Annotated in this window: 29 protein-coding genes; 11 read left to right on the top strand and 18 right to left on the bottom strand. The window is 50.7% G+C overall.

Annotated elements, in window-relative coordinates; all coding sequences use genetic code 11:
• Window positions 1-172: 172 nt before the first annotated feature.
• On the bottom strand, window positions 173-844 hold the full coding sequence (locus E8K79_RS18320) for a fibronectin type III domain-containing protein (RefSeq protein ID WP_136515970.1): 672 nt from the start codon (window positions 842-844) through the stop codon (window positions 173-175).
• 247 nt (window positions 845-1091) lie between these two features.
• Between E8K79_RS18320 and E8K79_RS18315 the strand changes: the two genes are divergently transcribed.
• From E8K79_RS18315 to E8K79_RS18300, 3 genes are all read left to right on the top strand, one after another.
• Window positions 1092-1469: a MarR family winged helix-turn-helix transcriptional regulator gene (locus E8K79_RS18315; RefSeq protein ID WP_162604713.1), complete on the top strand. Its 378-nt coding sequence runs from the start codon at window positions 1092-1094 to the stop codon at window positions 1467-1469.
• Window positions 1470-1566: 97 nt separating this feature from the next.
• Window positions 1567-2400, top strand: coding sequence for a (Fe-S)-binding protein (locus E8K79_RS18310; protein ID WP_136515968.1), 834 nt, complete (start codon window positions 1567-1569; stop codon window positions 2398-2400).
• A gap of 598 nt (window positions 2401-2998) precedes the next feature.
• Window positions 2999-3973: an HNH endonuclease gene (locus E8K79_RS18300; RefSeq protein ID WP_136515967.1), complete on the top strand. Its 975-nt coding sequence runs from the start codon at window positions 2999-3001 to the stop codon at window positions 3971-3973.
• A 13-nt stretch (window positions 3974-3986) separates the two neighbouring features.
• On the opposite strand, the gene E8K79_RS18295 is transcribed toward E8K79_RS18300, so the two are convergent.
• Window positions 3987-6389, bottom strand: a complete 2403-nt coding sequence (locus tag E8K79_RS18295) for a DNA/RNA helicase domain-containing protein (protein ID WP_136515966.1) — start codon at window positions 6387-6389, stop codon at window positions 3987-3989.
• Between the two features lie 25 nt (window positions 6390-6414).
• Window positions 6415-6771: a nucleotide pyrophosphohydrolase gene (locus E8K79_RS18290; RefSeq protein WP_136515965.1), complete on the bottom strand. Its 357-nt coding sequence runs from the start codon at window positions 6769-6771 to the stop codon at window positions 6415-6417.
• Between the two features lie 345 nt (window positions 6772-7116).
• Between E8K79_RS18290 and E8K79_RS18285 the strand changes: the two genes are divergently transcribed.
• Window positions 7117-7524 carry a transposase gene (locus E8K79_RS18285; RefSeq protein ID WP_342782562.1) on the top strand — a complete coding sequence of 136 codons (408 nt, stop codon included), beginning with the start codon at window positions 7117-7119 and terminating at the stop codon, window positions 7522-7524.
• Window positions 7525-7720: 196 nt separating this feature from the next.
• Here the strand turns inward: E8K79_RS18285 and E8K79_RS18280 are convergent, their stop codons facing one another.
• Window positions 7721-8737 (bottom strand): alpha/beta fold hydrolase, encoded by a 1017-nt coding sequence (locus E8K79_RS18280; RefSeq protein WP_136515964.1) that lies wholly within the window; start codon window positions 8735-8737, stop codon window positions 7721-7723.
• Between the two features lie 259 nt (window positions 8738-8996).
• On the opposite strand from E8K79_RS18280, the gene E8K79_RS18275 reads away from it, so the two are divergent.
• From E8K79_RS18275 to E8K79_RS18265, 3 genes are all read left to right on the top strand, one after another.
• Window positions 8997-9686, top strand: a complete 690-nt coding sequence (locus E8K79_RS18275; protein WP_136515963.1) for a hypothetical protein — start codon at window positions 8997-8999, stop codon at window positions 9684-9686.
• 323 nt (window positions 9687-10009) lie between these two features.
• Complete coding sequence (locus tag E8K79_RS21765) at window positions 10010-10633, top strand: NlpC/P60 family protein (RefSeq protein WP_407925485.1); 624 nt, start codon at window positions 10010-10012, stop codon at window positions 10631-10633.
• An 8-nt stretch (window positions 10634-10641) separates the two neighbouring features.
• Window positions 10642-11076 carry a hypothetical protein gene (locus tag E8K79_RS18265; protein WP_136515962.1) on the top strand — a complete coding sequence of 145 codons (435 nt, stop codon included), beginning with the start codon at window positions 10642-10644 and terminating at the stop codon, window positions 11074-11076.
• 53 nt (window positions 11077-11129) lie between these two features.
• Here the strand turns inward: E8K79_RS18265 and E8K79_RS18260 are convergent, their stop codons facing one another.
• Window positions 11130-12410, bottom strand: a complete 1281-nt coding sequence (locus E8K79_RS18260; protein ID WP_136515961.1) for an Hsp70 family protein — start codon at window positions 12408-12410, stop codon at window positions 11130-11132.
• A 692-nt stretch (window positions 12411-13102) separates the two neighbouring features.
• Here E8K79_RS18260 and E8K79_RS18255 point away from each other — a divergent pair.
• Both E8K79_RS18255 and E8K79_RS18250 read left to right on the top strand, forming a co-directional pair.
• Entirely contained in the window at window positions 13103-14416 is a 1314-nt protein-coding gene (locus E8K79_RS18255; RefSeq protein WP_136515960.1) for a tyrosine-type recombinase/integrase, read from the top strand.
• Window positions 14417-14449: 33 nt separating this feature from the next.
• The gene (locus E8K79_RS18250) at window positions 14450-14761 is read left to right on the top strand and encodes a helix-turn-helix domain-containing transcriptional regulator (protein WP_136515959.1); all 312 of its coding nucleotides are present in this window, start codon (window positions 14450-14452) and stop codon (window positions 14759-14761) included.
• 136 nt (window positions 14762-14897) lie between these two features.
• Here the strand turns inward: E8K79_RS18250 and E8K79_RS18245 are convergent, their stop codons facing one another.
• Complete coding sequence (locus E8K79_RS18245; protein WP_162604711.1) at window positions 14898-15356, bottom strand: DUF3631 domain-containing protein; 459 nt, start codon at window positions 15354-15356, stop codon at window positions 14898-14900.
• A gap of 664 nt (window positions 15357-16020) precedes the next feature.
• On the opposite strand from E8K79_RS18245, the gene E8K79_RS18240 reads away from it, so the two are divergent.
• Window positions 16021-16692 (top strand): hypothetical protein, encoded by a 672-nt coding sequence (locus E8K79_RS18240; protein ID WP_136515957.1) that lies wholly within the window; start codon window positions 16021-16023, stop codon window positions 16690-16692.
• A gap of 146 nt (window positions 16693-16838) precedes the next feature.
• On the opposite strand, the gene E8K79_RS18235 is transcribed toward E8K79_RS18240, so the two are convergent.
• From E8K79_RS18235 to E8K79_RS18215, 5 genes are all read right to left on the bottom strand, one after another.
• A complete protein-coding gene (locus tag E8K79_RS18235; protein WP_136515956.1) occupies window positions 16839-18338 on the bottom strand; it encodes a hypothetical protein in 1500 nt (499 codons plus the stop codon).
• A complete protein-coding gene (locus tag E8K79_RS21730) occupies window positions 18328-18567 on the bottom strand; it encodes an AlpA family phage regulatory protein (RefSeq protein ID WP_136515955.1) in 240 nt (79 codons plus the stop codon). Before E8K79_RS21730 ends, E8K79_RS18235 begins: the two co-directional genes overlap by 11 nt.
• A gap of 328 nt (window positions 18568-18895) precedes the next feature.
• Window positions 18896-19696 carry a hypothetical protein gene (locus tag E8K79_RS18225; RefSeq protein WP_136515954.1) on the bottom strand — a complete coding sequence of 267 codons (801 nt, stop codon included), beginning with the start codon at window positions 19694-19696 and terminating at the stop codon, window positions 18896-18898.
• Window positions 19697-19957 carry a FitA-like ribbon-helix-helix domain-containing protein gene (locus E8K79_RS21725; protein ID WP_136515953.1) on the bottom strand — a complete coding sequence of 87 codons (261 nt, stop codon included), beginning with the start codon at window positions 19955-19957 and terminating at the stop codon, window positions 19697-19699.
• 63 nt (window positions 19958-20020) lie between these two features.
• Window positions 20021-20446 (bottom strand): ParB N-terminal domain-containing protein, encoded by a 426-nt coding sequence (locus E8K79_RS18215; protein ID WP_136515952.1) that lies wholly within the window; start codon window positions 20444-20446, stop codon window positions 20021-20023.
• 120 nt (window positions 20447-20566) lie between these two features.
• On the opposite strand from E8K79_RS18215, the gene E8K79_RS18210 reads away from it, so the two are divergent.
• Window positions 20567-21319: a chromosomal replication initiator protein DnaA gene (locus E8K79_RS18210; RefSeq protein ID WP_136515951.1), complete on the top strand. Its 753-nt coding sequence runs from the start codon at window positions 20567-20569 to the stop codon at window positions 21317-21319.
• On the opposite strand, the gene E8K79_RS18205 is transcribed toward E8K79_RS18210, so the two are convergent.
• From E8K79_RS18205 to E8K79_RS18175, 7 genes are read right to left on the bottom strand one after another with little or no spacing between them, the layout of a single operon-like run.
• Complete coding sequence (locus E8K79_RS18205; RefSeq protein ID WP_136515950.1) at window positions 21314-21817, bottom strand: DUF6933 domain-containing protein; 504 nt, start codon at window positions 21815-21817, stop codon at window positions 21314-21316. The genes E8K79_RS18210 and E8K79_RS18205 overlap by 6 nt on opposite strands.
• A gap of 57 nt (window positions 21818-21874) precedes the next feature.
• Window positions 21875-22426 carry a hypothetical protein gene (locus tag E8K79_RS18200; RefSeq protein WP_136515949.1) on the bottom strand — a complete coding sequence of 184 codons (552 nt, stop codon included), beginning with the start codon at window positions 22424-22426 and terminating at the stop codon, window positions 21875-21877.
• Window positions 22413-23270 (bottom strand): DUF5677 domain-containing protein, encoded by an 858-nt coding sequence (locus E8K79_RS18195; RefSeq protein ID WP_136515948.1) that lies wholly within the window; start codon window positions 23268-23270, stop codon window positions 22413-22415. Before E8K79_RS18195 ends, E8K79_RS18200 begins: the two co-directional genes overlap by 14 nt.
• Window positions 23271-23277: 7 nt before the next feature.
• Entirely contained in the window at window positions 23278-24048 is a 771-nt protein-coding gene (locus tag E8K79_RS18190; protein WP_136515947.1) for a DUF5677 domain-containing protein, read from the bottom strand.
• On the bottom strand, window positions 24038-24559 hold the full coding sequence (locus E8K79_RS18185; RefSeq protein WP_136515946.1) for a hypothetical protein: 522 nt from the start codon (window positions 24557-24559) through the stop codon (window positions 24038-24040). The genes E8K79_RS18190 and E8K79_RS18185 overlap by 11 nt, the downstream gene beginning before the upstream one ends.
• Entirely contained in the window at window positions 24549-25361 is an 813-nt protein-coding gene (locus E8K79_RS18180; RefSeq protein ID WP_136515945.1) for a GIY-YIG nuclease family protein, read from the bottom strand. Before E8K79_RS18180 ends, E8K79_RS18185 begins: the two co-directional genes overlap by 11 nt.
• Window positions 25358-26143, bottom strand: coding sequence for a hypothetical protein (locus E8K79_RS18175; protein WP_136515944.1), 786 nt, complete (start codon window positions 26141-26143; stop codon window positions 25358-25360). Before E8K79_RS18175 ends, E8K79_RS18180 begins: the two co-directional genes overlap by 4 nt.
• Window positions 26144-26170 lie beyond the last annotated feature (27 nt).

Here is a 26170-nt window from a genome sequence, read left to right as displayed (position 1 = left end):
GAAGTTAACAAGATCATGTTTGGCCCTAAAATCTCGAAACCGGCCTTGGTTAAGTTGGCTCCCGTCGTGATATTTGCAGGGTGTGGAGCAGGAAAGATGGGCTAAGGAGAGATAGGTTGCTAAGAAGGCCCTGATCCAGAGGATGAGGGCCTTCAATTTTGGTGGACCAGGATCAAAGGATCCGGAGGCTGATGATTGAGGACCACTCGCTCTGGCCGCTCGGCCCTGAGCAGTAGATCTTGAAATAATACAACTGCCCGGGCTCCAGACCGGTTATTTCCATGTTCTGCGACTTGTGGAACGGCCCGACGGTCGACCAGGACTCTGGCAGAGAAGGATCGCCCTTGCAGATCCCGACGTAGTAGGCCATTGCCCCTGGCACCCTGTTAACGCTGATAAGGGCGACCCCCGACTTGCCGTGCTTCGCCTTCGGGTTTTGCGGGGCAGTCACCTCGATATGGAGCGCCCCCTTGGGTGCCTTCACCTTCGGAGGCAGATTCAATTCGCTGATGAGCGTTGGCTTGTTTTCCGTCACGGACCTATACGCCGCCCAGTTGATCAGCATCACCGTGTGCATTTCGACTATCGGGCGTGAGGCGTCCCGCTCCACCTTTTTGAAACGATTGCCGCTCTCGGCCTCCTTAGTGACGGCGAGATGGCCTACCCCGAGTCCCCTGAGTACGTCGAGTTGGCACAACGACTTCGGAATCGCGTCCTCACCTTGAAAGTCCTTGTGGCGGGCAAAGGCGTCCGCGAGGTTGATGGCGAAGTTGCCCAGTTCGACGTGCGACATGTCCCGGACGTTGACATCGACGATATCGAGTAGCGGGTGAAGTATCGACATGTGTTACCTCCATAGTTTGAGTGGGAGCCATGTTGCGAGTGGATTACCATCCGAATACGGCACAAATTAGGCCACGCCAATCAGGTTGAGTCAAGTGACTTTTTTAACGGGCCAGGGGATCAGCGTCCACCCAACAAAACCGTTGACAATTTCAAAGCGATAATGTTGTATATGCAACATGAGTATTCCAGGTAAGTCAGCAAACGAGATAGCCGAGCTTGTGGCGGCGCAGTGCATAGCAGGGAGGATGCGGCGCTTGAACCGCGTCATCACCGGCCTGTACGACAGGGCACTGCAGCCGCACGGCATCAAGATCAACCAAGCCAGCATCCTCGTGTTCCTGTTGGTCAATGGGGACGCCAGTCCCGGTGAGATCGGCGCACGCCTGCAGATGGAAAAGTCCACCGTGAGTCGCACCGTCGACCGAATGGCGAAAAGCGGCTGGATCCAGGTGTCAGGAAAAGGGCCGGGGCAGACCGTTCGGGTAACCGAGAGCGGCAGGCAGCTCATGGTGGATTGCCATGAACAATGGACGGAAGCCCAGCAGCGCGCATCGGCCCTTTTAGGCGAGGAAGGCGCTTCTTCCCTCAAAGCGATGGCAGATAGGCTCAGAATCAGCAGCTGATTTTTTTGTTCGCAAAGTTGCATATACAACACGGCAAGCCTTTGAGCTTTACCGATTGCGCCGGCGTCTTTTGTTAAGCTAGGAAATGGAGGTGAATATGAAGGAGCTGATACGGGAGGTAATCACGCGGTTGATCATGGGCCACAAGGAAAACTGGTCCGACTCACTGGCGGAGCGCTACTTCGACGCCCCGCTGGTGAACTTCGCCTCCGGCGACGATCCGATCTTCGAGGAGTTCAAGCAGATCATAGGTCCCTGGCACAGGACGCCCCGGGAGGCCTACGAAAGCCTGCACGGCGAAGGTAGCTGGCGCGGCGGCACCGTCGTCAGTTGGGTGATGCCCTGGAGCAAGGCCTTGCGGGACAGCAACCGGCGCTGTACCGATCAGCCGTCCATCGAATGGACCAAGGCCTACGACGTATGCGCCAAGGCCCTTCAAAAGCAAGTACGGTCAGAGCTCTTGCAGGAGATGGAACGGCAGGGCGTACGGGGCGTCGCCCCGACGGATGCGGAGTGGTTCCGCACTATGGACGCCCCCGACGGCAAGACATCCCCCTGGTCCGACCGTCACGTGGCATACGCCGCCGGTCTCGGCACGTTCGGTCTGAACGACGCCTTTCTCAGCGCCAAGGGGACGGCCATCGTGCTTAGTTCCGTCGTGATCGAAGCCGTGCTCGAGCCGGACCCGCGCGCCGCCGAGCATCATCAAGCCGGTTGTCTCCACTTCAAAACCGGCGCCTGCGGTGCCTGCATACGTCGCTGTCCCGCAAAAGCCATCTCCACCGCAGGACACGACAAAATTCGTTGCATGATCTTCGGCTACGGCCCCGACTCCGTCCGTCTTGCCAAAGCACGTGGTGTAGAAGGTCCCGCCGGTTGCGCCCTCTGCCAAGTAGGCGTCCCGTGCGAAGCCCTCAACCCTACAGGTTGAACTCAGCAAGCTTGGCCCCAGATCCCCCAGATCCCCCAGATCCCCCAGATCCCCCAGATCCCCCTGAGCGACAGAAAAAGGTTATCAACCGGCTTCTGGACGCTGGTTCCGAAGGATTCGAGGGAGGATTAACTACGCAGAAATTTGCTTCCATAACGCACAGTAGCCGTGTAACCGCATACAGGGGATTGGATCAACTTTTTGAGATGGGAATATCGCAGCGGAAAGGGCAAGGGAGATCAGTCAGACACCACCTCAAGGCTGTATAGCCGATATTATCGGCTATACAGCTTGCCCCCAAGTCCGGGACTTTGCAACTTTGCAAGCCTGGCACCAGATCCCCCACGGTACGTACGCCGTGATCCGAAGGACGAAGAATGAATACCGGAGGGGTCACATGAACCGAGACAGTTCGAATAGGGACATGGCAGCCAATGTTCTGTCGTCCCTATTCCACGGGAACTTTGCAACTTAGCAAGCCTGGCACCAGATTACCTCACCCCTTTTTCTGCATATCATTAAGCTTGATTCTTTTGCCCCCTTAATTTAAATTGCGTCTAACCTGCATCAAACCAAGATCCCAAAGGCGAGCAGAGCTATGCCAGCCGACTACATAAAGCAGTTCACCACCCTCAACCGCGCTCCAGGTTCCGTCTGGACCGACTCCACCAAGCACCGGGCGCCCCACAAGCCACTACTGCTTTTGGCGGTGATGGACCTCATCCAGCGCGGCGTGATCACCACCCCCTTCATAGACGCCTCCGGGGACCTGGTCGAACTGAATGAACTCTTCAGCCTCTACTGGCGCCGCATCATCCCCCTAGGGCAGACCAGCAGCATCGCCTTCCCCTTCTCACGACTTGACCGTGAACCGTTCTGGCACCTCGTCCCGCAGCCTGGCAAGCAGCTCACTTCCGCCATCATCAACAATACCGCCACGGTGACGTACCTGCGCAAGTACGTACTGGGTGCGGCCCTGGATGACGAACTTTTCCTGCTCATGCAGGCAGAAGCGGGGAGAGAAGGCTTGAGAGAAGCACTGTTGCAATCATGCTTTTCCGAAATGGCCCAGCTTCTGCTGCGCGAGCAGTCGATCATCAACCGTGAAGCCTCCGAGTACAGCCGTGTCCTTGAGGAAAAGTCACACCTGCCACTGGTGAAGCAAATCGTTGAGTCAGAAAGGTACCGCCCTGCCGCGCGAGCCCAAGCCTTCCGAAGACTGGTCGTTAAAGCCTATGACCATCGATGCGCACTGTGTGGCGTTCGCATCATCACCCCCGAGCAGCACACTGCAGTCGACGCCGCCCACATCGTACCCTGGAGCAAGACGCAAAACGACGATATCCGTAACGGCATGGCATTATGCAAGCTTTGCCACTGGGCCTTCGACAAAGGGATGATGGGCGTATCCAAAGAGTACAACGTCCTTACCTCCCGCCAGATCATCGCAGACCCCAACGTCCCTGGTTTCCTTCTTACCCTAAACGGCCGCGCCATGATCCCGCCGCAGGATCAGGACCTTTGGCCAGCACAGGAATACCTTTCAGAGCATCGGAAGGAATGGCGGCTTTAATGACAAGAGGCAATTACCCCAACACCACAACCAACTCCCCGACCACCTGCAAATCATCAGCCTGCTCCTCATTCAGGACAATCGGCTCATACCCAGGCAGGTAGCTGTCCGGCTTCAGAATGATTGAGGAGTGCCGCCACGTTCCATCAGCCAGAGTCTCTTTTGTGCTCTCGTAGATCTTGATGGTGTAGTGACCGCCGGTTTCAGTGTCGGCAATCTCCCGGTGCGATGCAAGAACCACCTTGCCATTTCGCGAGCCGCCCGAAGCGATGCGGAACAGACACCAGGCTCCATTCCTAATACGGAGATTCATTGACTCACCCACTACCTGGGCTACGAACAGCCCCTTCTGCGGCCGGAAGGCTTCCGGTAATTCCACCCACTCGCAACCGTCCATCTGTTGCTCGTCGCTGAAGCCGCCAGCAGCAATCTTGAGGTCGTAAAGCGGCACACAGTTCTCGTACGGCCGTGCTTCCTGTCGCCCCAAACGGCGGAATGGCAGGATTTCTGCGTTTTCCTCTACAGGGATCGTCGCCATGTCTGGGACCACATCTAGGGCCACTCTGGACTGCAGTCGGTCGGCGAAGTAACGGCGGGTTTCGTCGTCAGTAAAGTAAACATAGCACCCCTTTTGACCGCGGGTCATGAGGGTCCGGTAGGTGTTTTTGATAATGGCATCAAGCCGCGTCGAGCCCCTCTCTGGATCGACTTTCAGCTGTTTTTTCCACCCCTGAATCGACTTGTCCATTTTCGACCGCTCCGCCGGCTGAGTCAGCACGCTGCCGTTGCGGACGACGAGATCTGGCCCGACGATGACGCCGATGTAGTCGACCTCTAAGCCCTGACAGGTGTGGATGCAACCCACCTCACTGACGGAGTCTGGCTTGATGATCCAGGCCTGTCCGTCCGCCTCCAAATTCCAGGTCGCCCGATATTCGCCTATTACGATGTCCTTCAGCAGCGGATTCTTCTTGCTGATCCAGTCCCAGCAGTAGCCAGCCACCATCCGCGCTTTGTTACTCTGCTTGTTCCTTTTACGGATAAGGTCATGCAGCTCTGCCGGGGTGTCGAGAATGCGGAAGTCATACTCGCTGGGATCCAAAGAATCGTTCGCCGTCTCTCGGATCTGCATGGTGTTGTCGAGCCAAGCCAGGTATCCGTTGGAGCCATTGCAGCGGAACTGGGACTCCAGATTGGCCTCGACTACCTCGGCACCAAGTTTCTCCGCCCAGATGCGAATCGACTCTTTGTCGCCGATGTCCTTGAGTGTCACCTTCTGGTCTTCGTCGATGAAGAAGACGCTCAACTTGCTCGCGTTGATAATCTCCTTGATCTGGTTCTCCCCCAGATGGCTGAACAAACCGGATTTTTCATTCAGGCGGTGCGCCTCGTCCACGATGAGGCCACCAAACGAGTTTGGCGCGACTGCATGGTATGAGCCGGAACCTGAGAACATGTTGGAAATATGGGTCTTCCTGAAATGGCCGGTGAGCTTGGCCTCGTACACAAGACGTGGTGCTGAGTTGCGGGTGACGTACTGAACGAGGTGATCTTGGCCGGTGAGCGCCACTAGGAGATTGATCGCCAGGACCGACTTGCCGGTGCCCGGCCCGCCTTCAACAATTAGCACCTTCTTGCATTGTTCCGAAGCCTGCTCCGCCAGACGTTTCGCCTTCTCAAAGACCACCTTCTGGTCGTCGATCAGTACGAATTCGCGATTGCCTTTGAGCATCGACGCTAACTCGTCGGCCAGGTTCTTGGAAGGCTTGATCTTGCCGTGTTCGATCCGATACATGATCCGGGTCGTGTCGCCGTACCTGACGTGGGCTTTGATGAACTGCTGCAGCTTAAGGGCATCGGGCTTAAGGAACATCGGAGCCCGTTTTATGTGGTCAGCGTAGAATGGATGGGTGATTACCCCGTCGTCTTCATAGTTGTGCAAGTAGGCACAGGGGTACAGCCCAATGTGTTCTTCCTGAACTGTCTGATTGAAATCTTCGAGGAGGCGCTTATAAGACCAGGCTTGGTAAGATGGGTGGAGGGTTTCAGTAGGGCCTTTTTTGAAGTGTGTTATGACGACGGCGTCACTTTGGGTAAGTTCGGCCTTCTGCCACTGCTTCAGTTCGACAAGAATGGCCGCTTCGCGCCGGTCCTTATCCCTCCCGGTCAGGATAAAGTCGATGCGCTTTGAGGTTTGCGGCAAGTGGTATTCGATGGCAACGCCGGCATCATGGGGGATTTCCAAGTCATTGAGCACCCGGTCCATGTACTGCAACGAGTTCATCCAAGACTGCATCTCTGCTTTGCCAGTAGTTCTTCCCGTGGCAGATTGGAAGGAGTTGAGGATGATGCCGTCAATGTCGTTCGTCATCACATCATCGTGGAATCTTGCTTTGGTGGCAGAATAGACGATCAATGCTGGCCCCTGAGGTTGGGTTAGTCTACAGCTTCGTATACTTCGTGTTTTTCCCTTTTGCCTTCTCTACCGGATATTTCCGTTCGCTTTTCTCAATTTTCCGCATAAGTGCCGTATTGAGGTCGACATTGAACCGTTGCGAAAACCGCAGCACGAAGAACAGTACATCAGCAAGTTCATCCTCGATCTCCTCCCTGGAGTGTGGGTCGCTTAGCAAGGCCAACGCCTGTTCATCCGATTGAAAGCGGAAATGCTCTAAAAGTTCTGCTGCCTCGGTGCTGACCCCAATGGCCAAATCCTTTGGCCCATGGAATTGGTCCCAATCTCGAGCTTCGCAAAACTCTCTAACTTTATCTTTTAAATCATCGATAGTTACTGCCATGAGCTTCCTTTTAGCTAATCCTTCTTTTCTTACAGCTACTCATCGCCGACTCTCAACAACCCTCGACAACATGTGAGTTAAAAGTCGGTGACTGAGCCGAAGTCCGCTCCAGCTTATATCACAAACTCCGCGCCAAGGAAAACAATTCATTAATTTGTAAGGTTTATTTCAATTCATTCGGAAAACAAGAAGCCGTGGATGCGGCAGTGGAAGCGTTCCACGCACTCCTGCAGGAAGAGATAAAGCCTGAACCTGTCTTGTTTGGTGAAAAAGACTTGGGCCACTGCGTTACCACGGATGACATGATATCCAGTGCCTGGGAAATGAAGGTGAGGTTCGCGTGGCATGGATGAGTATTTTGCATTCATTGTCCAAATGCCGAACCCTACTCCCATGAAAAACCATATACATCTCATAGTCCAGGTTGAGGATGTTCCCCTTTCCCTGACCATGCAGAACTTATCCCTTCGTTACACAAAGTGGATCAATTTCTCTCAGAACCGAACCGGGCACGTCTTCCAAGGGCGATACAAGGCCCTTCTGGTCGACGCAGACAGTTATTTGCTAGAGTTGGTCCGCTACGTTCACCTCAATCCGGTCAGGGCCGGCATTGTAAAGAGCCCCGAACTATATCCCTGGAGTGGGCACCACTGTTACCTGGGTGATGAGGCTCTTCCCTGGCTGACTACCAACTTCGTTCTCTCACAGTTTGGGTCAACGACCTTGCGCGGAACGCCTATCGCGAGTTTGTGAGCGCAGGAGTCGAAGAGAAAAGAAGGAGGGGGGACCGAGATGTTTCGGCACTCAGCAAGGCAGCACAAAGGGCGCTTTGTGACGGGAACCTGACGGACGAACTGGCAAGGGCTTAACCCGGTAGTGGCTAAGCCCTTGTTTTCTTGTACAGTGGCAGAAGCGGGGGCTCGGACTATGTCCTGTCGACAAAACCTTGCTATCTGTGAGCGGCCAATTCTGTAAGCAGAGCCTTGTGGAAGACCGCTGGCTCTTCCATCTGCGGCGCATGCCCGAGACCGGGGAACTCTATCAGGCGGCCGTTCGGTATCGTCTTGATGACCTGCTTGCCCAGTTGGTTGTAGCGGCCAATCTTCGTCTTCACCTCCATTGGCGCGATGTCGCTACCGATGGCAGTGGTGTCGGCATCACCGAGCATCAGGGTGGTGGGGACTTTCAAACGGGGGAACTCGTAGACAACCGGCTGGGTGTAGATCATGTCGTAAATGAGGGCCGAATTCCAGGCGACCAGCTTGTGCCCAGCCCCCCGGTTGAGCCCGGCCAGCATGTCCACCCAACGATCATATTCGGGCTTCCAGCGCCCCCCGTAGTAGACGGACTTCTCGTACTGTCTCACCACCTCGGCGGAAAGCTTCAATTCTCTCTCGTACCATTGGTCGACAGTTCGGCTCGGTACACCCAAAGCCTTCCAGTCTTCCAGACCGATAGGGTTGACCATGACCAACTTCTCGACGGCATCCGGATACATCAGGGCAAAGCGGGTCGCCAGCATGCCACCGGTCGAATGCCCGATAAGGGTGACGCGGGAAACGCCCAGTTTCTTCAGCAACGCCATGGTGTTGGAAGCAAGCTGCTGGAAGCTGTACTGGTAAGATGCCGGTTTGGTTGAGGTGCAGAAACCGATCTGGTCAGGGACGACGACGCGATATCCCGCGCCGGCCAGCACCTCGATCGTGGCTTCCCAGGTAGCACCGCAGAAGTTTTTCCCGTGCATCAGCACGACGGTCCGTCCGTTCGGCTGCTTTTTCGGTTTCACGTCCATGTACCCCATCTGGACGTCCTGCCCTTGCGAGGCGAACGCGAACCGCTCGACCGGGTGAGGATAAGGAAAACCTTCCAGTTCCTGCCCGTAACCGGTGTCCTTTCCTTCCGCATAGGCGGTGCCGGAAACTGCGAGGAGCAGAACCGTCAAAAGCATTTGCATTAAGTGTCGCATGTTACCTCCTTTGTATGAACTGCCGAAACAAGTCGCAGCTCTTTTGATTTTTGTACAGCAGGCCGACCGTCATGAAAAGTCAGTCTATCCGATGATCACTACACGGCAAAGGTGCAGCGAATGTGGAAGAATGATTAAAATGACTGAAGGGCGGAGGTGCCGTCTGTGCCATATTCTGTCACAAAGATGCATGTGCGGTCTTGCGGTATAATCAAGAAGCTTACAATAGGACTACAATCTGCGCGAGAGGAGGGACGATATGCCGCACTACTGTCAGAAGGGCTTTCTATCTGCGAAGCGTATGCTGTTATTCATTATGCTTGTGGTGCTACTGCCAGGATGCGTAGCGTCCAGAAGCGAGGTACAGGGCAAGTTCACCAGTCCTGTCACCCAAAACACCGCGGCTGACAAAGTCAGCGTGCTCTTCCAGTTCAAGAACCTGCGACAGCAGCATGGCATGGATACGGTGCCGAAACTTCAGGTTCACAACGTGAGGGACTTCGACAACCTGTTCAGGGATAGTCTCCAGGAACTTGGCAATGTCTCGCAGTACACCACCTACCTTGAATCTCCTAATGACGTGAACAATCCGAAACGGCGCAAAGAGTTGGAAGAGTACCGGGCAAGCCACGACTACACCGTAGAGGTTTCCCTGCTGGAGGAATCCTCCTTCAAGAAGGATTTCTTAAGCGCTACGGTCTCGCTCCTTTCCCTTACCCTTATCCCGATGCGTTACTCGTGGGACTACACGATGACGGCAAATGTCATGAAAAAAGGGGGAGCCCAGGTCGCTTCCTACCAGCGCAAGGCAACGCTCAGCAACTGGGTTCAGGCGGCCCTTATCTTCGCCTACCCCTTCTATCCCCTGGAAGGGAAGCGCGAGGAGATCTACTCTGAATGTCTGCACGACATCTTCAAACAGATCGAGGCGGAAAGGGTCCTGAAATAACCGCTTAAGACTTACACGGCTAGAAAATCTGTTTCCCCCACACGGCAAAAAAGCCGGGCAGTGTATCTGCCCGGCTTTACGCACAGTTATCCTCCTATTGCCCCCTCACGAATAAAGCGGCCCCTCGTTCACGGCACCCTCGATGCCACCCCCACCAGGCAGTCGCTTCATCCCTCGCCGCAACATCCAGTTGCCGAAGTCGACGTTTATGGTTGAATTGACATCTTCTGACGCCCAAACATTAAGCCCCGCATAAAAACGGAGAATACTAATGATCCCACTTCGGCTCGGAAGCACCGGCCCAGAGGTAATGCAGCTGCAGAATCTCCTCAACAAACATCCCCCCCACTTTCTCGCTCAAAGTTGACGGTATATTGGGGCCACGCACAGAAGCAGCAATAAGAAAACTCCAAGAATCAACCGGAATTTCCATAGACGGGACTGTCGGGGCGGAAACCTGGAAAGCGCTCAAACAAGATGTAACCAACACATCGGAGACAACTCTACCTTCTACCAATGCCCATAATGCTCCTTGGCTGAAAATCGCTGCCGCAGAGATCGGACAAAGGGAGATTCCTCGAGCCCCAGCTAACACGAGGATTTTGATGTACCATGCCACCACCTCGCTACGTGCAACGAGCGATGAAGTCCCTTGGTGTTCCGCATTTGTTAATTGGTGCCTAAAACAAGTTGAGATTACCGGGACCAATTCAGCTGCAGCCACGAGTTGGCTGCACTGGGGGCAAGTAACAGGCCCACGCCCCGGTGCAATTGCGGTGATCAGACGGGTTACTGGTGAAAATCATGTCGCCTTCTACATCGCTGAGACCAAAGACTACTATAAGTTATTAGGTGGGAATCAAGGTGATCAAGTGAGGCCATCAAGGTACTATAAATCGCGCTGGGTTGTGCAAAGTTATCGTTGGCCAAACATACGACAGCAATAGGAGGAGAGATGCTACGACGACTCGCAGCCATCGGACTACTATTCTTGCTCGCCATAGCAGGTATTGCCGAAGCAAATAGTGACGTGCAGTCATTTTGGAACACGTTTAGGGAAGCAGCATTAAGCGGTGATAGCGCCAGAGTGGCAGTAATGACAAAGTTGCCTTTATGGGTCCGCGGCCCTGATGATGGCGATCAGGTTGTGTACTATGGTCGGAAAGACTTCGGCAAAATCCTAAAAAAGCTACTGAATCAGGAGGTCTTGTTGGTGAAGGATGAAAAGGTCCTTACGACAAATATGCGGCAAATAATCAATGATAAACGCCGTATAACTACGCGTGATTTGAAAACACCGGAACTATTTTCCGTGGAGCTGTTTACCTTCGAGAAAAAGAATGGGAATTGGCTCTTCACGCGGGGCTATCTGGAAGATGCTCCACCATAGAGAGATCAAAACAGGTCCTAGCAGTGCGCGTGCTCCTGACCGGTATGGTCTCCTTAACGGCCGTCGCTAAAGAGCGGTACACTCGCACCCAGGCCGTGAACGACGCTGGTGAAGGCGTTGCGGTTCTCGAGCTTCTCACTGCCGAAACGATCTTCGAAGAGACGCCGGATCATCGGTATGCGCGAGGTGCCCCCGGTGAGGAACACGGTGTCTATCTGGTCGTTTCGGACTCCCGACCTGCTGATAACTTCGTCGATGGTGCCGGAGATCCGGCTTAGGTTCTCCCGGTTAATCGCTTCGAACTCTTCCCTGGTTATCCCTTCTTCTATGGTCAGGCCGCGCTCCTTGAAGCTGACCTGCGCGAACTCTTGTTGCGACAGCTCGCATTTCGCCTTCTCGATGCACTGGAACAGGAAAAAACCATAGTTGTCACTGATGAGGTGCTCCAGATTCTCGATGGCTTGCCGGTCCGTCGCGGCGTTTTTGATGAGCCGGATCTGCTCCCTGGTCTTTCTCCCCCTCAGAAGCGGAATCCTGTGCCACTGGCACAGCGTGTAGATGATGCTGTGCGGGATATCGAAGAGTTCGTCCTTCCCCATCCCCTTGTATCGGACGCCGCGACCGAAATACTTGGCGATCTTTTCCCACATGATCTGCGAGTCGAATTTGTCGCCCGCCGTATAGACCCCGCCGATGGAGAGGACGTCGGAGCGCCGGTCGGCCCGGTCGAAGGCGCCCCCTTTCACCTTGATCACGGTGAAGTCGGAGGTTCCGCCGCCGAAGTCACCGATGAAGACCAGCTTTTCCGCCCCTGTGGGGAGTGTCTCTTCGAAGGAGAGGGCGGCGGCTACCGGCTCGAACTGGAAATGGATATGGCGAAACCCCGCTTTGCGCGCCGCCTTCTCGAGCCTGAGCTGCGCCAAAGCGTCCTTTTCCGCATCTTCCGAGAAAACGACGGGGCGGCCGAGGACGACGCTGTCCACGGGATGGCCTACGTACGCTTCCCCCTTCGCCTTGATGTTCCGCAAGATAATGGCGACCAGATCGTCGATGCCGTACTTCTTGCCGAACACCTCGGTCCCCTCGAAACTCCTGTTGGGGAGAAAGGTCTTTATGGACTGCATGAAACGCCCCGCCGCTCCGTCGCTGACGTACTGGCCGATGGCCTCCTGGCCGGTGAAGATCTCGTTGTCCTCGTTGAAGTAAAGGACCGAGCGCATGAGGGAGCGGTTGCTGCTTGCCTCGTCGATGTTGACTACTTCGACCTTGCCGTCCCGGTAGACGGAAAGAGCGGAATTGGTGGTCCCGAAATCCAGACCGAATACTGCCTTCATGCAGACTCCCGAAAAAACCAGGGCGGGTTCCAAGGAACCCGCCCTGTGAAATGTGAACGTTCGCGCCGATATCAACTGACGGCAAGGTTGGATGTTTTAGCAGAAACCTGGGGGCTGTGGCAAGCTGTAAACATCAAGGCCGCCACGTTTGCGACGAAGCCGCTTATCGGTTAGACAAGGCCACGGAAGTTGTAAGCAAAGGCCGTCACGGAACGGTGCTCTTGATTTTTCGATCGAGCAGCAATACCGTGTTGTCGTACCACCGCATGGCAATCCTGTTTCTTGACAGTTTGGCTATACGTATACTTCCCCCAGAGGTACAACTGTGTCTCATGTTTCCGTTTGTACCGAGTGGCCCCGGGGTGTCTCGTGGATGAATAATCGGAGCATGAGAATGGATCAAGGGAATTGAAAGCTAGAGGCAGATAAAAGAAAAGCCCCTGCAGCTTACGATGCAGGGGCTTGTTATTTCTTTGGAGCGGGAAACGGGATTCGAACCCGCGACCTTCAGCTTGGGAATATGTAACTACTGTGTTTCAACCTGTTTCATTCGCAACCATACCCACCTTTTTTATCGTTGACTTTCAGACGGTTAGCGATTATTCTTGTTTCAATCAAAATTTTCCGGTTCACCTTATCCCCGATTTTATTACAACATTATTACAACACGGAACCGGAAGGCAGGTTGCGCCATGAGCAGGGCCAAGATAGTTTTTACAGACACGATGATCCGCAAACTTAAACCCGAAGACAGGGAGTACAAGAAAAGCGAGGGGAACGGTTTCACGATCCGCGTCTTGCGTTCTGGGGTCAAATCCTGGCTTTACCTGTATGCCATCGACGGGCAACGGCGCTGCCTCAACCTGGGTCACTACCCGGATGTAACCCTCGAGACGGCAAGGAAAAAGTTCGATGACGCCAGGAAGCACGTTAAGAACGGAATTGATCCGCAGGAAGTTGCCGAGCAAGCTAAAGAAGAGCGTCGCAAGGCTCCAACCGTAAAGGACCTTTTTGACGACTACATGGCCCGTCATGCAAAGCTCAACAAGCGTATGTCGTCATGGCTCGAAGACGAGCGGCTATTCAAGGTTAATGTCGAACCAAGTTGGGGCAAGCGTAAGGCTGCAGATATAAAGAAGCGGGACTGCATTGCTTTACTAGATACTTATGCTAACCGTCCTGCCCTCTGCCACAACGTAATGAAGCTAACGCGCAAACTATTCAACTTTGCCGTCGAAAAAGATATTCTGGAACACACTCCGTTCACCGGCGTGAAAGTTCCGGTAGGGTTGCAATCACGGGAACGCGTATTGGAGGAGGCAGAAATCACCAAGCTGTGGACCACTGAACTGCCTAAGGCTGCCATGAGTGACGAGGTAAAACGAATCATTAAACTGTTACTACTCACGGGTCAACGGGTTGGGGAGGTATGCGGTATCACCCCCAGTGAAGTAGACGGCCACTGGTGGACATTACCGCCAGAGCGGACAAAGAACGGACAGACACACAGGGTTTATCTCACCCATACGGCAATAGCACTCCTCGGTACGCCACGTAACGGATACTACTTCCTATCTCCTGTCGTAAAATTCGATGAAAAAGACGAAAAAAAAGAGAAACCAATCTACAATCATATTGACGAAAATGCCGTGGCCTATGCTATCCGGCGTAACCTCAAGGACTACAAACCACGCCGTCCAATCAAAGGTGAAACAGTCTGCATGGTGAAAGTTGATGACAACAAAAAAATGGAACTACAACATTTCACTCCTCATGACCTTAGGCGCACAGTCGCCACCGGCCTTTCAAGGCTTGGTTACAACAATGAAATCATAGATGCAGTGATCGGACACAAGACGCAAGGCATCATTAAGGTTTACAACCTCCACAAATTCGACGCTGAAAAGCAGCAAGCACTCGAATCCTGGGAACGGAAGTTAAAAAGCATAACCAGTGGAAAAGAAAGCAACGTCATTCCCATAGCTGCCCGGAAACGATCAGCATGATTCAACCCTTCCCCATGAAGAAAGACACGAAGCGTGAGACAACAGACTGACTATCAAACAAATCTGATAGAGGCACTGAAAGACGTACAGGAAGCAGCAGCATATCTTAATGCTGCTATTGGAGGGGGCGACGCAGAAACATTCTTGCTTGGATTACGAAATGTTGTCGAAGCACACGGTGGAAGGAAAGCAGTCGCAGACAAAGCCAACATCAACGAGGAAAGCCTGCATCGCACCCTGTCACACGGTTGTTTTTCTGAGCTCCACACATGGATCACTCTATTACATGGTATGGGTTTACGCCTGAGCGTAGAACCGGACATACCCGAACAGGGTACTGCGTAAATGCGATTATATCCTGTGTCTATTAGTGACTAACTATCAGCTTGGTACCCAACACACCTTACGGATAAAAGGTGCGCCCCCAGATCCTTTATGGCAGGAAAATATCGGTTTTCACCAAAATTTCATATCAGGTAAGTTACTGCTTGTAGCGGGTAACAGCCTCAGTGAACGATTCTTTCCTAAATCCTTTTGCCACACCTTTCACGAACCTGATGTCGCGACTGTGGATGCCAAATTCTTTCAATAAGAATGCAAGCCGTCGTGCGCCTATTTCCTTCCCGTTGCAGAATGATGATTCTGTTAGCTCACTCAATATTGTTCTTGTTCTGAGCTTAGACGCTTTCCTTTCTTTGAAGATACTGAGAATACTCGTGAGCAGTTGGATGTTTGGATGTTGTGTATTCCCGTTATTCCTATTTCTGGACATAGCTGGGTTTTCAGAGTTAGGTATTTCAACAACTGAAAAAACTTTTGTGGGGCTGCCGTGTGCCTGCGATACGACTGATGGTATATTTTTATAGCGCGGAGCGGTGGATGATTTCTTGCTGACTTTGATGACTTTCACTCTTCGACTCAACAGCGGCCTGATTTGCATAGTTTGTCCTCCCATAATGGTAGTGTTGATCTGCGAGGTATGCCCCTCCACTTCTAAATTATTAATCTCCTAAAATCCCTCCGGTAAATTGCCAGTTATTGATCATTGAGGCGTGGTTACGAATTAACGAATTAAACGAAGTAATGCGGATTTATTTCGTTAGATTCGTTTTTTCGTAAGACTACTGTAGATACTCCTCGTTCAGAATTGATTAACGCCAATATCGTATTTCTCCTCTCAAATGTCATAAAGTACCTGTTTTCTCATAACTTGTTTGGGTAGTCTCCCAACCATGTTGCGGAAAAAATTAATCAGCCATGTAAGTTGCTGAAATTTATAGGCTATTTACCTCAGATTTGGGCGTAAAATGTTGCGGATTATCCGTTTTTTATAATTTGTATGTGAATGGATAAAAATATAGGAAAGGAAATATAATAAAAGGAGATATAAAAACATCGTGCAGATTCTTAGGTCATAACCTGTGAGTAGACCTCGCAAGAACTGCTCGATCATAAAAGTAACAAAAAAAGAGGCTATATTTGACGTCTCTCGATGGAGAAGAAGTATCTAAATCAAGAAAATAATCAAGTCCTAAGAGCAGTAGAGGGTAGGTTTAATCATTAATTCGGAAACTGTACACAATTGATATACTAAAGGAGGAGTTATGAGTAAAGTAGGTGTAACTAAACTTAAGTCGGTTGAAATAGTAAAGCTTGAATCTGCTCCCAGTAACCCAATAATAAAACTAGAATCAGTTAGGAGCGGTAGACGTAAATACTTGTCATTGTCTGAGCACAAACCACTAAAAGAACAATCTGATGACGCTAATAAAATAGTACCATTCAACATGAGGAGGTCAGAGGAATATAGAAAATGGGTATGTGATTCTGGTCCATATCGGTTGTCAATCACATTAACATTGGCTGTAAGAACAGGTTTTGAAACACTCTGCAAACATGTGAATAGTTTTCTTCGTAAAGCTAATATCAAGATATTCAAGCCTGGGTACTGGAAAAGAGATTGGTTGCAGGGGTTTGCATTTTTTGAAGATCATCCTATGGAAAACAGTATCAATGAAATGCATGTACACATGCTTATAAAGCCAAACGCCAGGCTAAATGTTTTTAAGTTGGCAGAGCTTGTTGATATTTTTGTAAAAGCAGCCGCAGCAGTTGTCAATGCTGATCGCAGGCGTGTTTTCTTTGAAGAACACATGAAAGTCAAATATGCATATCATAATCGCCATACGTATCTGTTCAAACAGATAGATGATACCCGTCTGAACCGAGTGAAACCCATTGGCGTGAAAGGGTTGTCTGATTCCAGTCTGTATTGAAGCTACTATTCCCTGCTCTGAAGAAACTGAATGACCAGTTGCTGAGCAATTCGGGTCGGACGCAGGAATAAGAAAGACCGTATAGCGGGATCGGATCAGAAACTCGCTATGCGGTCTATTGTAACCTTCCTCAATGGTAATGGGTGCTAGGTCTGATAAGGGCCTGGAAGCGTCAACCTTACCATGGTAGTCAGTCGTCCTCCAGGAACTTCTTTTTTGGGGTTGTACAACGAAACAAGCTTTGACAACTCCAACTCGGTGATTATTTCTCTGATGTCACGAGAGTCAAGGTTGCGATTGAAGACAGCACCGTTGATCTCGGTTAAAGACATTTCCTGATTTGGGGTTGAACGGAGGGCTTGAAGCAATTTCTCCTTTCGCTTATCATGATGCGATCCGTTGAAGAGTTGAAGTACTGTTTCGCTAGAGTAGTTTACAACTGCAATTGCTGCTTTCAAATCCTGAGTCAATATCTTACTACGGCCTTCAGCTAGCGCATAAATCTGTGCCAACCGAAGGGCATGAACCTCGTTACGGTCCAATATGGAACCGGCAAACCCTGAATATTCCATTGTTAGGCCGGGGTATGCCTTATCCCACACCTCACGTGCCTTCTTGGACAGTTCAAGGCCCGTATATATGCTTTTAGCCTTTTCAATGCACTCCTCAATTTTATTGTTGAAGTATTTCATGTTTTCCTCAGGAATCGGCAATGGCAGCGGAATCAAATTCTGCCGGTGAGCAAGTATCCATAAGAAGCGGTTAGCGAATATGTTAGGGATGTCAAGTTTATCCTTCAATTTATCGACTTCGCTTCTTTGAATGTGCGTAACGATAACAACATTGGCTTGAGTTGTTCCCAACCATTTATTGTTATGGAGCTTGATTACTGTATTACCATGGTCAAACAGATCGGTAATAACTTTAGATATTATGTTTAATACGGATGGTTTTGAATTGAGTGTTAATGCGAAATGCTGATCATAGACATATAGACGTTTGCTAGTCGCGCCTGTGTCTATTTTATATCTTGAGCTGGTAATATCACACTCCTCAAATGTCTCATCCCTAACCATATAAACAATCTCATCAACCCGTAAAAGTGGCTCGCACAAGTACCTGGGTGAAGCTTTGAATCCCGAGAAAAGGCGGTCAACGATTATCTCTACGGCACCAATATCAGTTTTTGAGGAGTTCCCAACGATAACGGCATTGGGCCTTGCATATTGGAGCACCTCACCATATTGCACATGGTGAGATGTTTCAAAAGATGAGGCTAAGCGGAGAAGTGACGTGACCAGTATTGCCGGTTTGTCAGCACCTAAGCGATCACCCGCAAGATGTGCAAATTCTCCAGGCCACCCAGCAAATGCATCTTCATGCATTACAGGTCCTACAACCGACCCTGCAGCGTCTAAAGAGAAGTGGTGATCAACAGCGCCATGTTCTAGCCTCACTTCGACTATGCCGTTTTCATTGCGTTCATTGGGTTTGATGTTGCTGAAGCCAGATTTCAGCTTCTTTATCCGCCCATCTTTTTTGCTTCTTTTCCCAGGAGTGGCTTCTGGCTTAAGTTTCTCGGACGCCTCACGTTGGTGTTTCTCAGTTACCTTTTTGAGCAGTTTCTTTCTAAGATCACTTTTCATTGTCCACCCCCACAGTCTGACGGTTATCAAGCCATGCTTGAATATCTGCCATTCTGTAGCCAACAGCACCCACGGATAACCTGATACGTTTTGGAAAGTCACCCGCACGTTCTAGACGCCAGATTGTAGTTCGAGAAAGTCCGGTTAAAGCAGGGAGATCACGGGGGCGAACAATATTCAAGTTATCCCCGCGATTGGTATTACGGCATTTTTCTGCCGAAATGGTCATGGGAAGCGTTCTGGTTATAGTGTCAGGTTCTGGCGCTTTAATTAAGTCACTCAACATAAGTAACCCCTTGGCATTTAGTTGGAGATTTGGTGGCCACCAAACTCGTTTCACGTATGTCCAACCTATTCCATTGGGCTTTTTTTGGACATGTACTCAAAAACTTTTTTGAGTACATATTGGGTAGAATCTATTAGGAGGAGCGGTGAATACAGGGGATAACATCAGGAACCACTTGGAGTCATAAAAATACTGCCCCAAATGTGACTGACGCTAGGACGGTTAGTGCTGAATTAAAGGTATGTAATCTTGAGGTGGGTTGAGTATGAATTTATACAGATTTATCAGGCTCAAGTTTTTCTATTGGTCTGTCAAGCAATGACTTGATTTTTGGGTACCGATTCTTTAAATCGTCTACTACATCATCAGGATATTGTAATAATATTTCTAATAAGATATAAGAACTGTCGGTGCCAAACTCAATTTGAATATCATCATCTTCTTCATAATAATAGTTTTGAAACAATTCGCTATGTAAGTACATCAAGCTTTTATTACGCTGAGACTTGATGCCTTTTGTATATATCTGGTCAATTGTTTCTTCAGATAAATCGCATCCTAAATCCGCATATTTTCGTGTAACTGCTGTTACGGCATCCAAATGGTCTAGGCCAAATCTGAATTTAAGAGTATCTATGTCAATAATAATATCTCTGTTTCTGTAGAACAGTCTATAGTTCTTTTTAATTCTCTTACCTATTCTTAGCGTTTTGTCCAGTGATTCGTCACTGTTCATGTATTTTTTAAATTTGTCATATAAAAAGGCCACAACATCATCAGGAGGATAATAACCCTTTTCAAAACATTCTGTGAAGATAGTAATGGCCGAGTGAGGGTCCTGAGTATTGTCGAACCGGTATCGCTCATCAATAAGAGTTGATTTATATATATGACCCGTTGCTTCATTAGACTTAGAATGTGGTATTACCTTGCACACTCGGTCCCCGACATTAATTTGTTCGACAGTCTCGCCATCTTCATCACTACGAAGTGATAATAGTTTTGCATATTGCCAGCTGGTGTATTTCTTCAATTCATCGCTTGATGGCGATTTGTATTTTCTCTTAGGCATCTATTTATCCTTCTTAATCATCGTGAGGTCTGGCGGATTACGCACAGGCTGCCGAGTGGGGATCGGCAGTGATTCAATCCCGAGTGACTCAAATCGACGATGTATTACTAAGGCAAGGTTTTGCTCAACTCTTGGCTCGCGGAGGGATTCAGCAAGGATAGCTCTAGCCTCGGCCTCCATGGACCGGCCATTTCGGGCAGCCCGTAATCGTAGCTGCGACTTCAGGTTCTCATCGAGCATCCTAATTGTCAGAGATGCCACATCGCCCCCTTCCTACGCCCCCTAGCTTGGTACTCTTACCAAATCTATATGCTCGCCGAAACGTCACCTTCTGGAATCCTTCAATTTACCGTTCCAGTATCCAATATACGCCTGATAGCCTCTTTCGGTAGTCACGAACTGCAGGTGCTGCTCTGGGCTCACCCTAAAAGCCGAAATCTTTTCTAGCCCCAGCCTTCGAGCTCTTTCCATTCTGTGATTGCCGTCGATCACGTTGAAGCGACCAGGTGAAATCTCAGCCACAATGACAGGTCTGGTGACATCAACGGTGGCCAAATACTCTTCCTTGAACTTGGAAGTACCTCGGGGAAAGTCCTTGACCATTACTTCTTCGCAAGGAATGTTGCTGCCCTTGATATACTCCGTCATCTTGGTGATGTTGAAGACGAAGATGCCGTTCGGATAAAGTTCGTCACCATCATCAACGGCACATGGAATGAATTTTCTCTTTCTTCTTAGTTTCCGTTCCAATGCAATTCCTCAAGCCCAAGATTGATTTTCCACGACACGTTTTCACTTGACCTTACAGCATATCTGGACACTGATGAGCACACGCTGAAGGCAACTCAACCATACCCACGAGGTACTTTTATGTCAGGCGAACACAGCCAAGTTACTGAGGGCGTCTCTTTATGCGTCCCCCAATCGAAGTATAGCTTTGACACCTTTATCTGCGGGGAAAGCAACCTACTCGCGTATAAAGCGGCCATTGCCGTAGCCAGCGGTGTCGCAACTTACAACCCACTGTTTCTCATTGGCCGCGACGGTCTCGGCAAAACCCACCTTTTACACGCCATCGCCAACCACTTAACGGCAGATCAGAAGACGAAGAAAGTCGTCTACTGCACTTCTGAGCAATTCATGGCCGAGTTGCTTGCTAACCTCCGTTCCAACAAAATGGCTCAGTTCCGCTGCAAGTTCAGAAACCTTGACGTGCTCCTCCTTGATGACATCCAGTTTCTTGCCGGGAAGGAACGGACCCAGGAGGAGTTGTTTCATACTTTCGATGCTCTCTACGAGTCGAAAAAGCAGATCGTCATGACGTCGGACAGATTACCAAGCAAAATAGCGAATACGGACGCACATCTCAAAGGTCGTTTTCAATGCGGGCTGTCCATCAGGATAGAAGTTCCCGAGCGTGAGACGAGGCTTGAGTTCATCAGGAGAAAAGCCGCCACCTTGAATGTGCAACTGTCCGAATCGGTCGTTCAATTTCTTGCGTCCGGTACTCTGGTAAATTTCAGGGAACTGGAAGGTTCGGTTATCACGGTATCGGCTTTTTCCTCCCTACGTGGCAAGCCTTTAACCGTGGAACTGGCACAGGAGGCTCTTGGCATCCTATAACGAACCAACCAGTTCAAGCATGCTCTTATCCGGCCATAACCATTTACCTCTGGCGGTCAGGGGTCTCTTGTTGAACCATTGTGCGGCTATGATGGGATCAACCTCCAGGATATTGCTGTAATCGGCTATGAAATAATCAAACTCACCACGGGATTGATTCAGGGTCCCGAGCACTGACCGGTCTGTTACCGTATCAAACAGTACTGATCCCAGCGCAAGCTGAACCCGTTTGAGGCTTGCTTCGGAGACTCCCATGGAAATTAATACTGCCAGGTACAACTTCTTATGAAGTTGTCCCAGGTCGTGGAACTGCCCTTTCTTCAGACCTGACTCGAACAACACAAAGCGGGTGCTATCGTGGCAAAACATGACGCACTGCCGCCGGTCGATTATATAGAGATGTGCATGCCAGCTACCGAGAGGGTTAGTATCCGCAAACAGCGTTGGTGACACGAATGGCAGTTTGGCGGCAAGCGCCTTGGTGCAGTGAAAAATCATCTATTTATTTTCCGGTCCAGGTTTTCCTTAAAATCGCTGGTACTCCTCCGCAAACACTTACAATTCCCTGCTCTGCCAGAGAATGAAATCGATTTTCTTCAAGTCGGTAATCTTCTCGTGCAGGGGGACCATGTCCTGGAATACGGTAATCATCAACTGGCCCTGTTCTGATGGCACGAATCGCTCGTACCAGCACTGCAATTCGTGATAGCAATCAATGGAGTCTGCTACCTTTGTGCGGGAATAATAGGGGGGCCTTCGGATTCCAGCATTGGCAAGAACGTATTGGTCCCACACCGGGCAATCGGGGTTTATGGTAGCGACCAATTTGCTCGTAAACGATGCCTCACACCGGTTCAATTCAGAATGAAGATGCCGGAGGGCCACTCCAAATGTTGGCTGTTTGCCCTTTTGGCTTTCCATGTAAGAGTAGTAGGCATCGTACCAGGATTGCTGCTTCTTGTTCACCCTGTAGAATCCATTGAACAACCGCTGGAAGTCCCGGTCCTGCGACACATCTGTCTGCGGAAAACGTTCCATGATTTCCAGGTATCGGGAGATGCCGGGGCGGGCTCTTTCTATAGCCGTTATGATTTCAGACTTGGTCATCGGCAACCTGTTTTCCCTGAGTGTACTCCTCCCATCTGTCAGCAGAAAAATGGTATTCATCCACGAGGTCCCGGTACTCTCTGTTATTATTCAGCACCTCCTGAGATTCCGGGAAGAGGCCGCAATAGTCCAGGATGTACTTGGCCATTATGAAAAGTCCGACGCCTGGTAAAAAGGCCGCACGTCGGCGCTGTTCCTCTACAACTGCCGGTTCGGCCATTTGGATAACGGACAGGTTTCCGGTGTGTGCGTAAGAACAGAAATACGTATAGAGATTACCAAAAAAGGTCCTGTGGATGTCCGCCATCTCAGCCAAACGTCCCCAAGACTTATCGAACCGCCATTGCCCCCTGATAGCCTCGACCTGGCGCTTTGGAGGTAGTTGGTGATACAGCGGGTTTCCTGCTACTTTCTGCTCCAGTTCAGCGACCTGCGGCGCTTCCTTCTGCTGAATAGCGTTGTACTCGGGAACAGAGATAACGAACTTTTGCCGGTCTTTCAAACCTCCCAGTCTCCAGACGTCATAGCGGAACTGTTTCTCCTCGTTCGTTGCGGGTTGCACGAAAATGTAGTTGAACGCCAGGTAATTTTCGAAAGCAGCCCTGGCAAGTATTGTCATGGAAGGAATGTCTATGAACCCGATAGAGACGCCAAGCATGTCAGGGAGTTTCGTTCCATCCTGAAGTGCATACATGCTACCCAGGTGGAACAAACACTTCATCGTTAAGGGCTCGATGTCCTTCTGCCACGAAAGACCAGCCGGGATGGTTTTTCCCGCCACAGCTTGTCCACAATGGAGAAAGACCTCCATCATTCGAAGATAATCGTCATTGCGCTCCTTCATGGCTGGCTCAGGCATCCTCCCCGTATATTTCACGCCGCAATTTATCCATTTCCTCTCGCAACCCCTTCATATCATCCTGTTTAGGAGAGTTGAGCAAGTTATGAATAGCGATTGACGCACGCACCAGAAGTTCGCTGGCAACTCCGAAATGACTTTCCAGTTCAGCATAATCAGCTTCTTTAAACAGGTGGATTTTTACCCCCTCGCCGTGTTTTTCCAGATGTCGCCTTCGAAGTTCCCGTTGGTCATTGTGAGACGCGCAGCATAACCAGTTGTAAATAGTTCTGTACTCGTTTTCGAGCCCCGCTTTCGTGAACCGGTCGAACTTGTTTAGGTCTTTGAATCCACGGTCGAGGAGACGCTTTCTCTCTGCCTTGATGCCAGCAATTCGCTCGTCCAGGTCAGGTGCTTCTGCAATGATGCGCATGTACACATTGTTATCTTTTTTGGCCTCATCCAAGAAAGCCAGTTCTTCCTTCAGGGCCTTTATATCCATGGAGTACCCGTACGTCGGGTCCTTACATATGTTCTCCAAGTCCACGTAGGCTTCGAGTATGCTCCGTAGGACGATGGGAATCGCAGAATAGCTCTCCGAGGTAAGCAGAGGAAGAAGACTGCGACCCAGTTCGAGAATGGACCCATAGAGTGAGACCAACGTTATATGCAATATGTGGGTACCGTCGAAGGTGAACGAGGCGGCGTAGTCGATCAACCGAGGTATCAACTTTTCGTAAAAAGTAATGACCGCCACAAATTTCTCTTTGTATTCATCGTGCATCGTTTTCACCCATAGGAGTCCCGCCAGCAACCGTCAGTCGGAAGTCCTTCCATCGAATCAGTTTCGAATCAGGAAATTCGCGCCGGATCTTCGAACGGTAACTATTTCTGGCCAGCAAAAACGTAATATCCTTCTCGCCAACCTTTATCTCTCGGTCCAGCAGTTTCTGCCTCAGTAGAGGGATAGACTCGATAATGCGCTGTAGCCCTTCATCGTTTTTCCTCACCCGAATGTTTTCGTCATGCAGGTCCACCAGGAACACCCCCATATCCTGGAGTCGGACCAAAAACTTGTGGTACTCGTCGATGTCGCAGGGGCGCTGCTGAAAGTAGTGATGAAAAATCGTGGAGGGCAGGCTGGTGTCTTGGTCTATCGGGATGTGTAGACGAGAAGCGGCGCTCGGCACATAAAAATAGGTCTTCCCTTTAGGGGGTGGTGCCTCTCCGACCAGCAGCGTTTTTATAACTGCAGGGCGGTACTTCTCGGCGGCAGCAAGATAATCAATTGGCATTGTACCCATGCTCCCTGGTGCAAAGAACGTTCTTCCAGTGCGCTTCCCGCTGCAGTATATCCTCGACGCTGGTATGCGTGTCAGCGATTTCCAATATCGAAAAGTGGAAATGATTGCAGTACTCACAGTCAACGTTCAGCAGTTTCTGCAGTTTCAAGTTGCCGCCGTGGCCGGAGTTGGCATAATCCGCCCACCGTTGCCAGATGCCGCCCTCCCCCGTGGCGCTGCCGACGTAGCACTTCCCGGTCGTGGTGTCGGTGATTAGGTAGACGCCGCCGACGTTCGACAGGGCGGCCTTCCAGGACTCGACTTCCTGACCCACAATCAGGTCAAGCTTGCTTTTAGGCACGATGGTGTTGGCGTATCCGGGGAATTGCTCAATCTCGATCCGCTTTGCCTTCATCTCGGAGACAATCAACTGCTCATGCCAGTTCTCGGCGTTGAGATATGATTGCCTGCCGGAACGTGCAAATGAAACGATGAGCCGCCCCGCGTATTCTTCCATCGATGCGACGGACTCAGTGCGGTACTGATAGTACTGCTTTTGTTGATGGTAGGTGCTTTCCAGCGACCGGTAGAGGCCAGCAAAGAGCCATTTATCATCTCCGTTGAATTTGATGAGGGATATGATGTATGGCCGCTCGAAATTCCGTTTACTTTGCCATGACTGCCATTCTTCAAACCACCCCTCCAGATACACATCAAGAGGATCGTCATCCCCATTGTGCACCGCCAGATGAATTTTACATTGGTCAGGAGTGATGTCCTTCTCGATGACGTTGAGAAAATCGAAGAACTTCATTTTCCCTTCCCCTTCGAGCATCTACCACACATGGTGGCTTTAGGCACGCTCACCGGTTTCTTTGTTTGGGGAAGACACTTCGGCGCTGTCTTGATCCCGCTGCTTGTGCGACTCGATTGTTTCTGGCCCTTTGCTGCCGCGCTCCTGCCGGAAAAAGCGAGCTGCTTCAACGCTGCAAAATGTTGAGGTTGTATCGTTGCAGGAATACGCGTATTGGGGGTTTTGCCAAAGATTCCGTGCAGGTCTGACTGCTCCAAAACGGGCGGGTCATGTAGTTCGCAAAACAAGGAGTCGCAGATGATGAACCGGCCTGTCACCTTCACCCTGTCTTGGTACCCCTTGTCCCACGCTTTGATTACGGCAGCGTCTGATACTCCGGGTTCAGAATCGGCAACAGTTCTATCCAGCGTGACAGGAGGATTTCCCGGCACGAGGCAGTTGCTAGGCAGCGGCAACCCCTGCGCCTGGTACCAATTCGCGGCATCGGCGTGCGTCGGCATCACATCCCGTACCTGGAGGATCGCAACGAGCCGCCAATGCGGCGTACTGTGGAAGGGAAAGTTCCCTTTCTTTGTCATGTAGATAATTTTGTCACCCTTGTTGAGCCTGGGGACAAAAATCCTTCCACGGCAGACTGCGGTAATAGATGGGAAGGCGGATTCGAGGTCGGGTTCCCTCCTACATGACCCATCGATGTACGGCGGCAGGTTGTGTTTAAGAACTGCCGCCCGGCCAGCGGGAAATGCAGTCAGGGGGGTGTAGGTATTAAGAAAGTATTTCATTGTTGAATGTCCCCCTCGAATAGAATC

The organism is Geomonas edaphica (assembly GCF_004917075.1).
Taxonomy (GTDB): domain Bacteria; phylum Desulfobacterota; class Desulfuromonadia; order Geobacterales; family Geobacteraceae; genus Geomonas; species Geomonas edaphica.
Note: the sequence above shows the minus strand (reverse complement) of the source record. Positions and strands in the feature narration are given on the sequence as shown.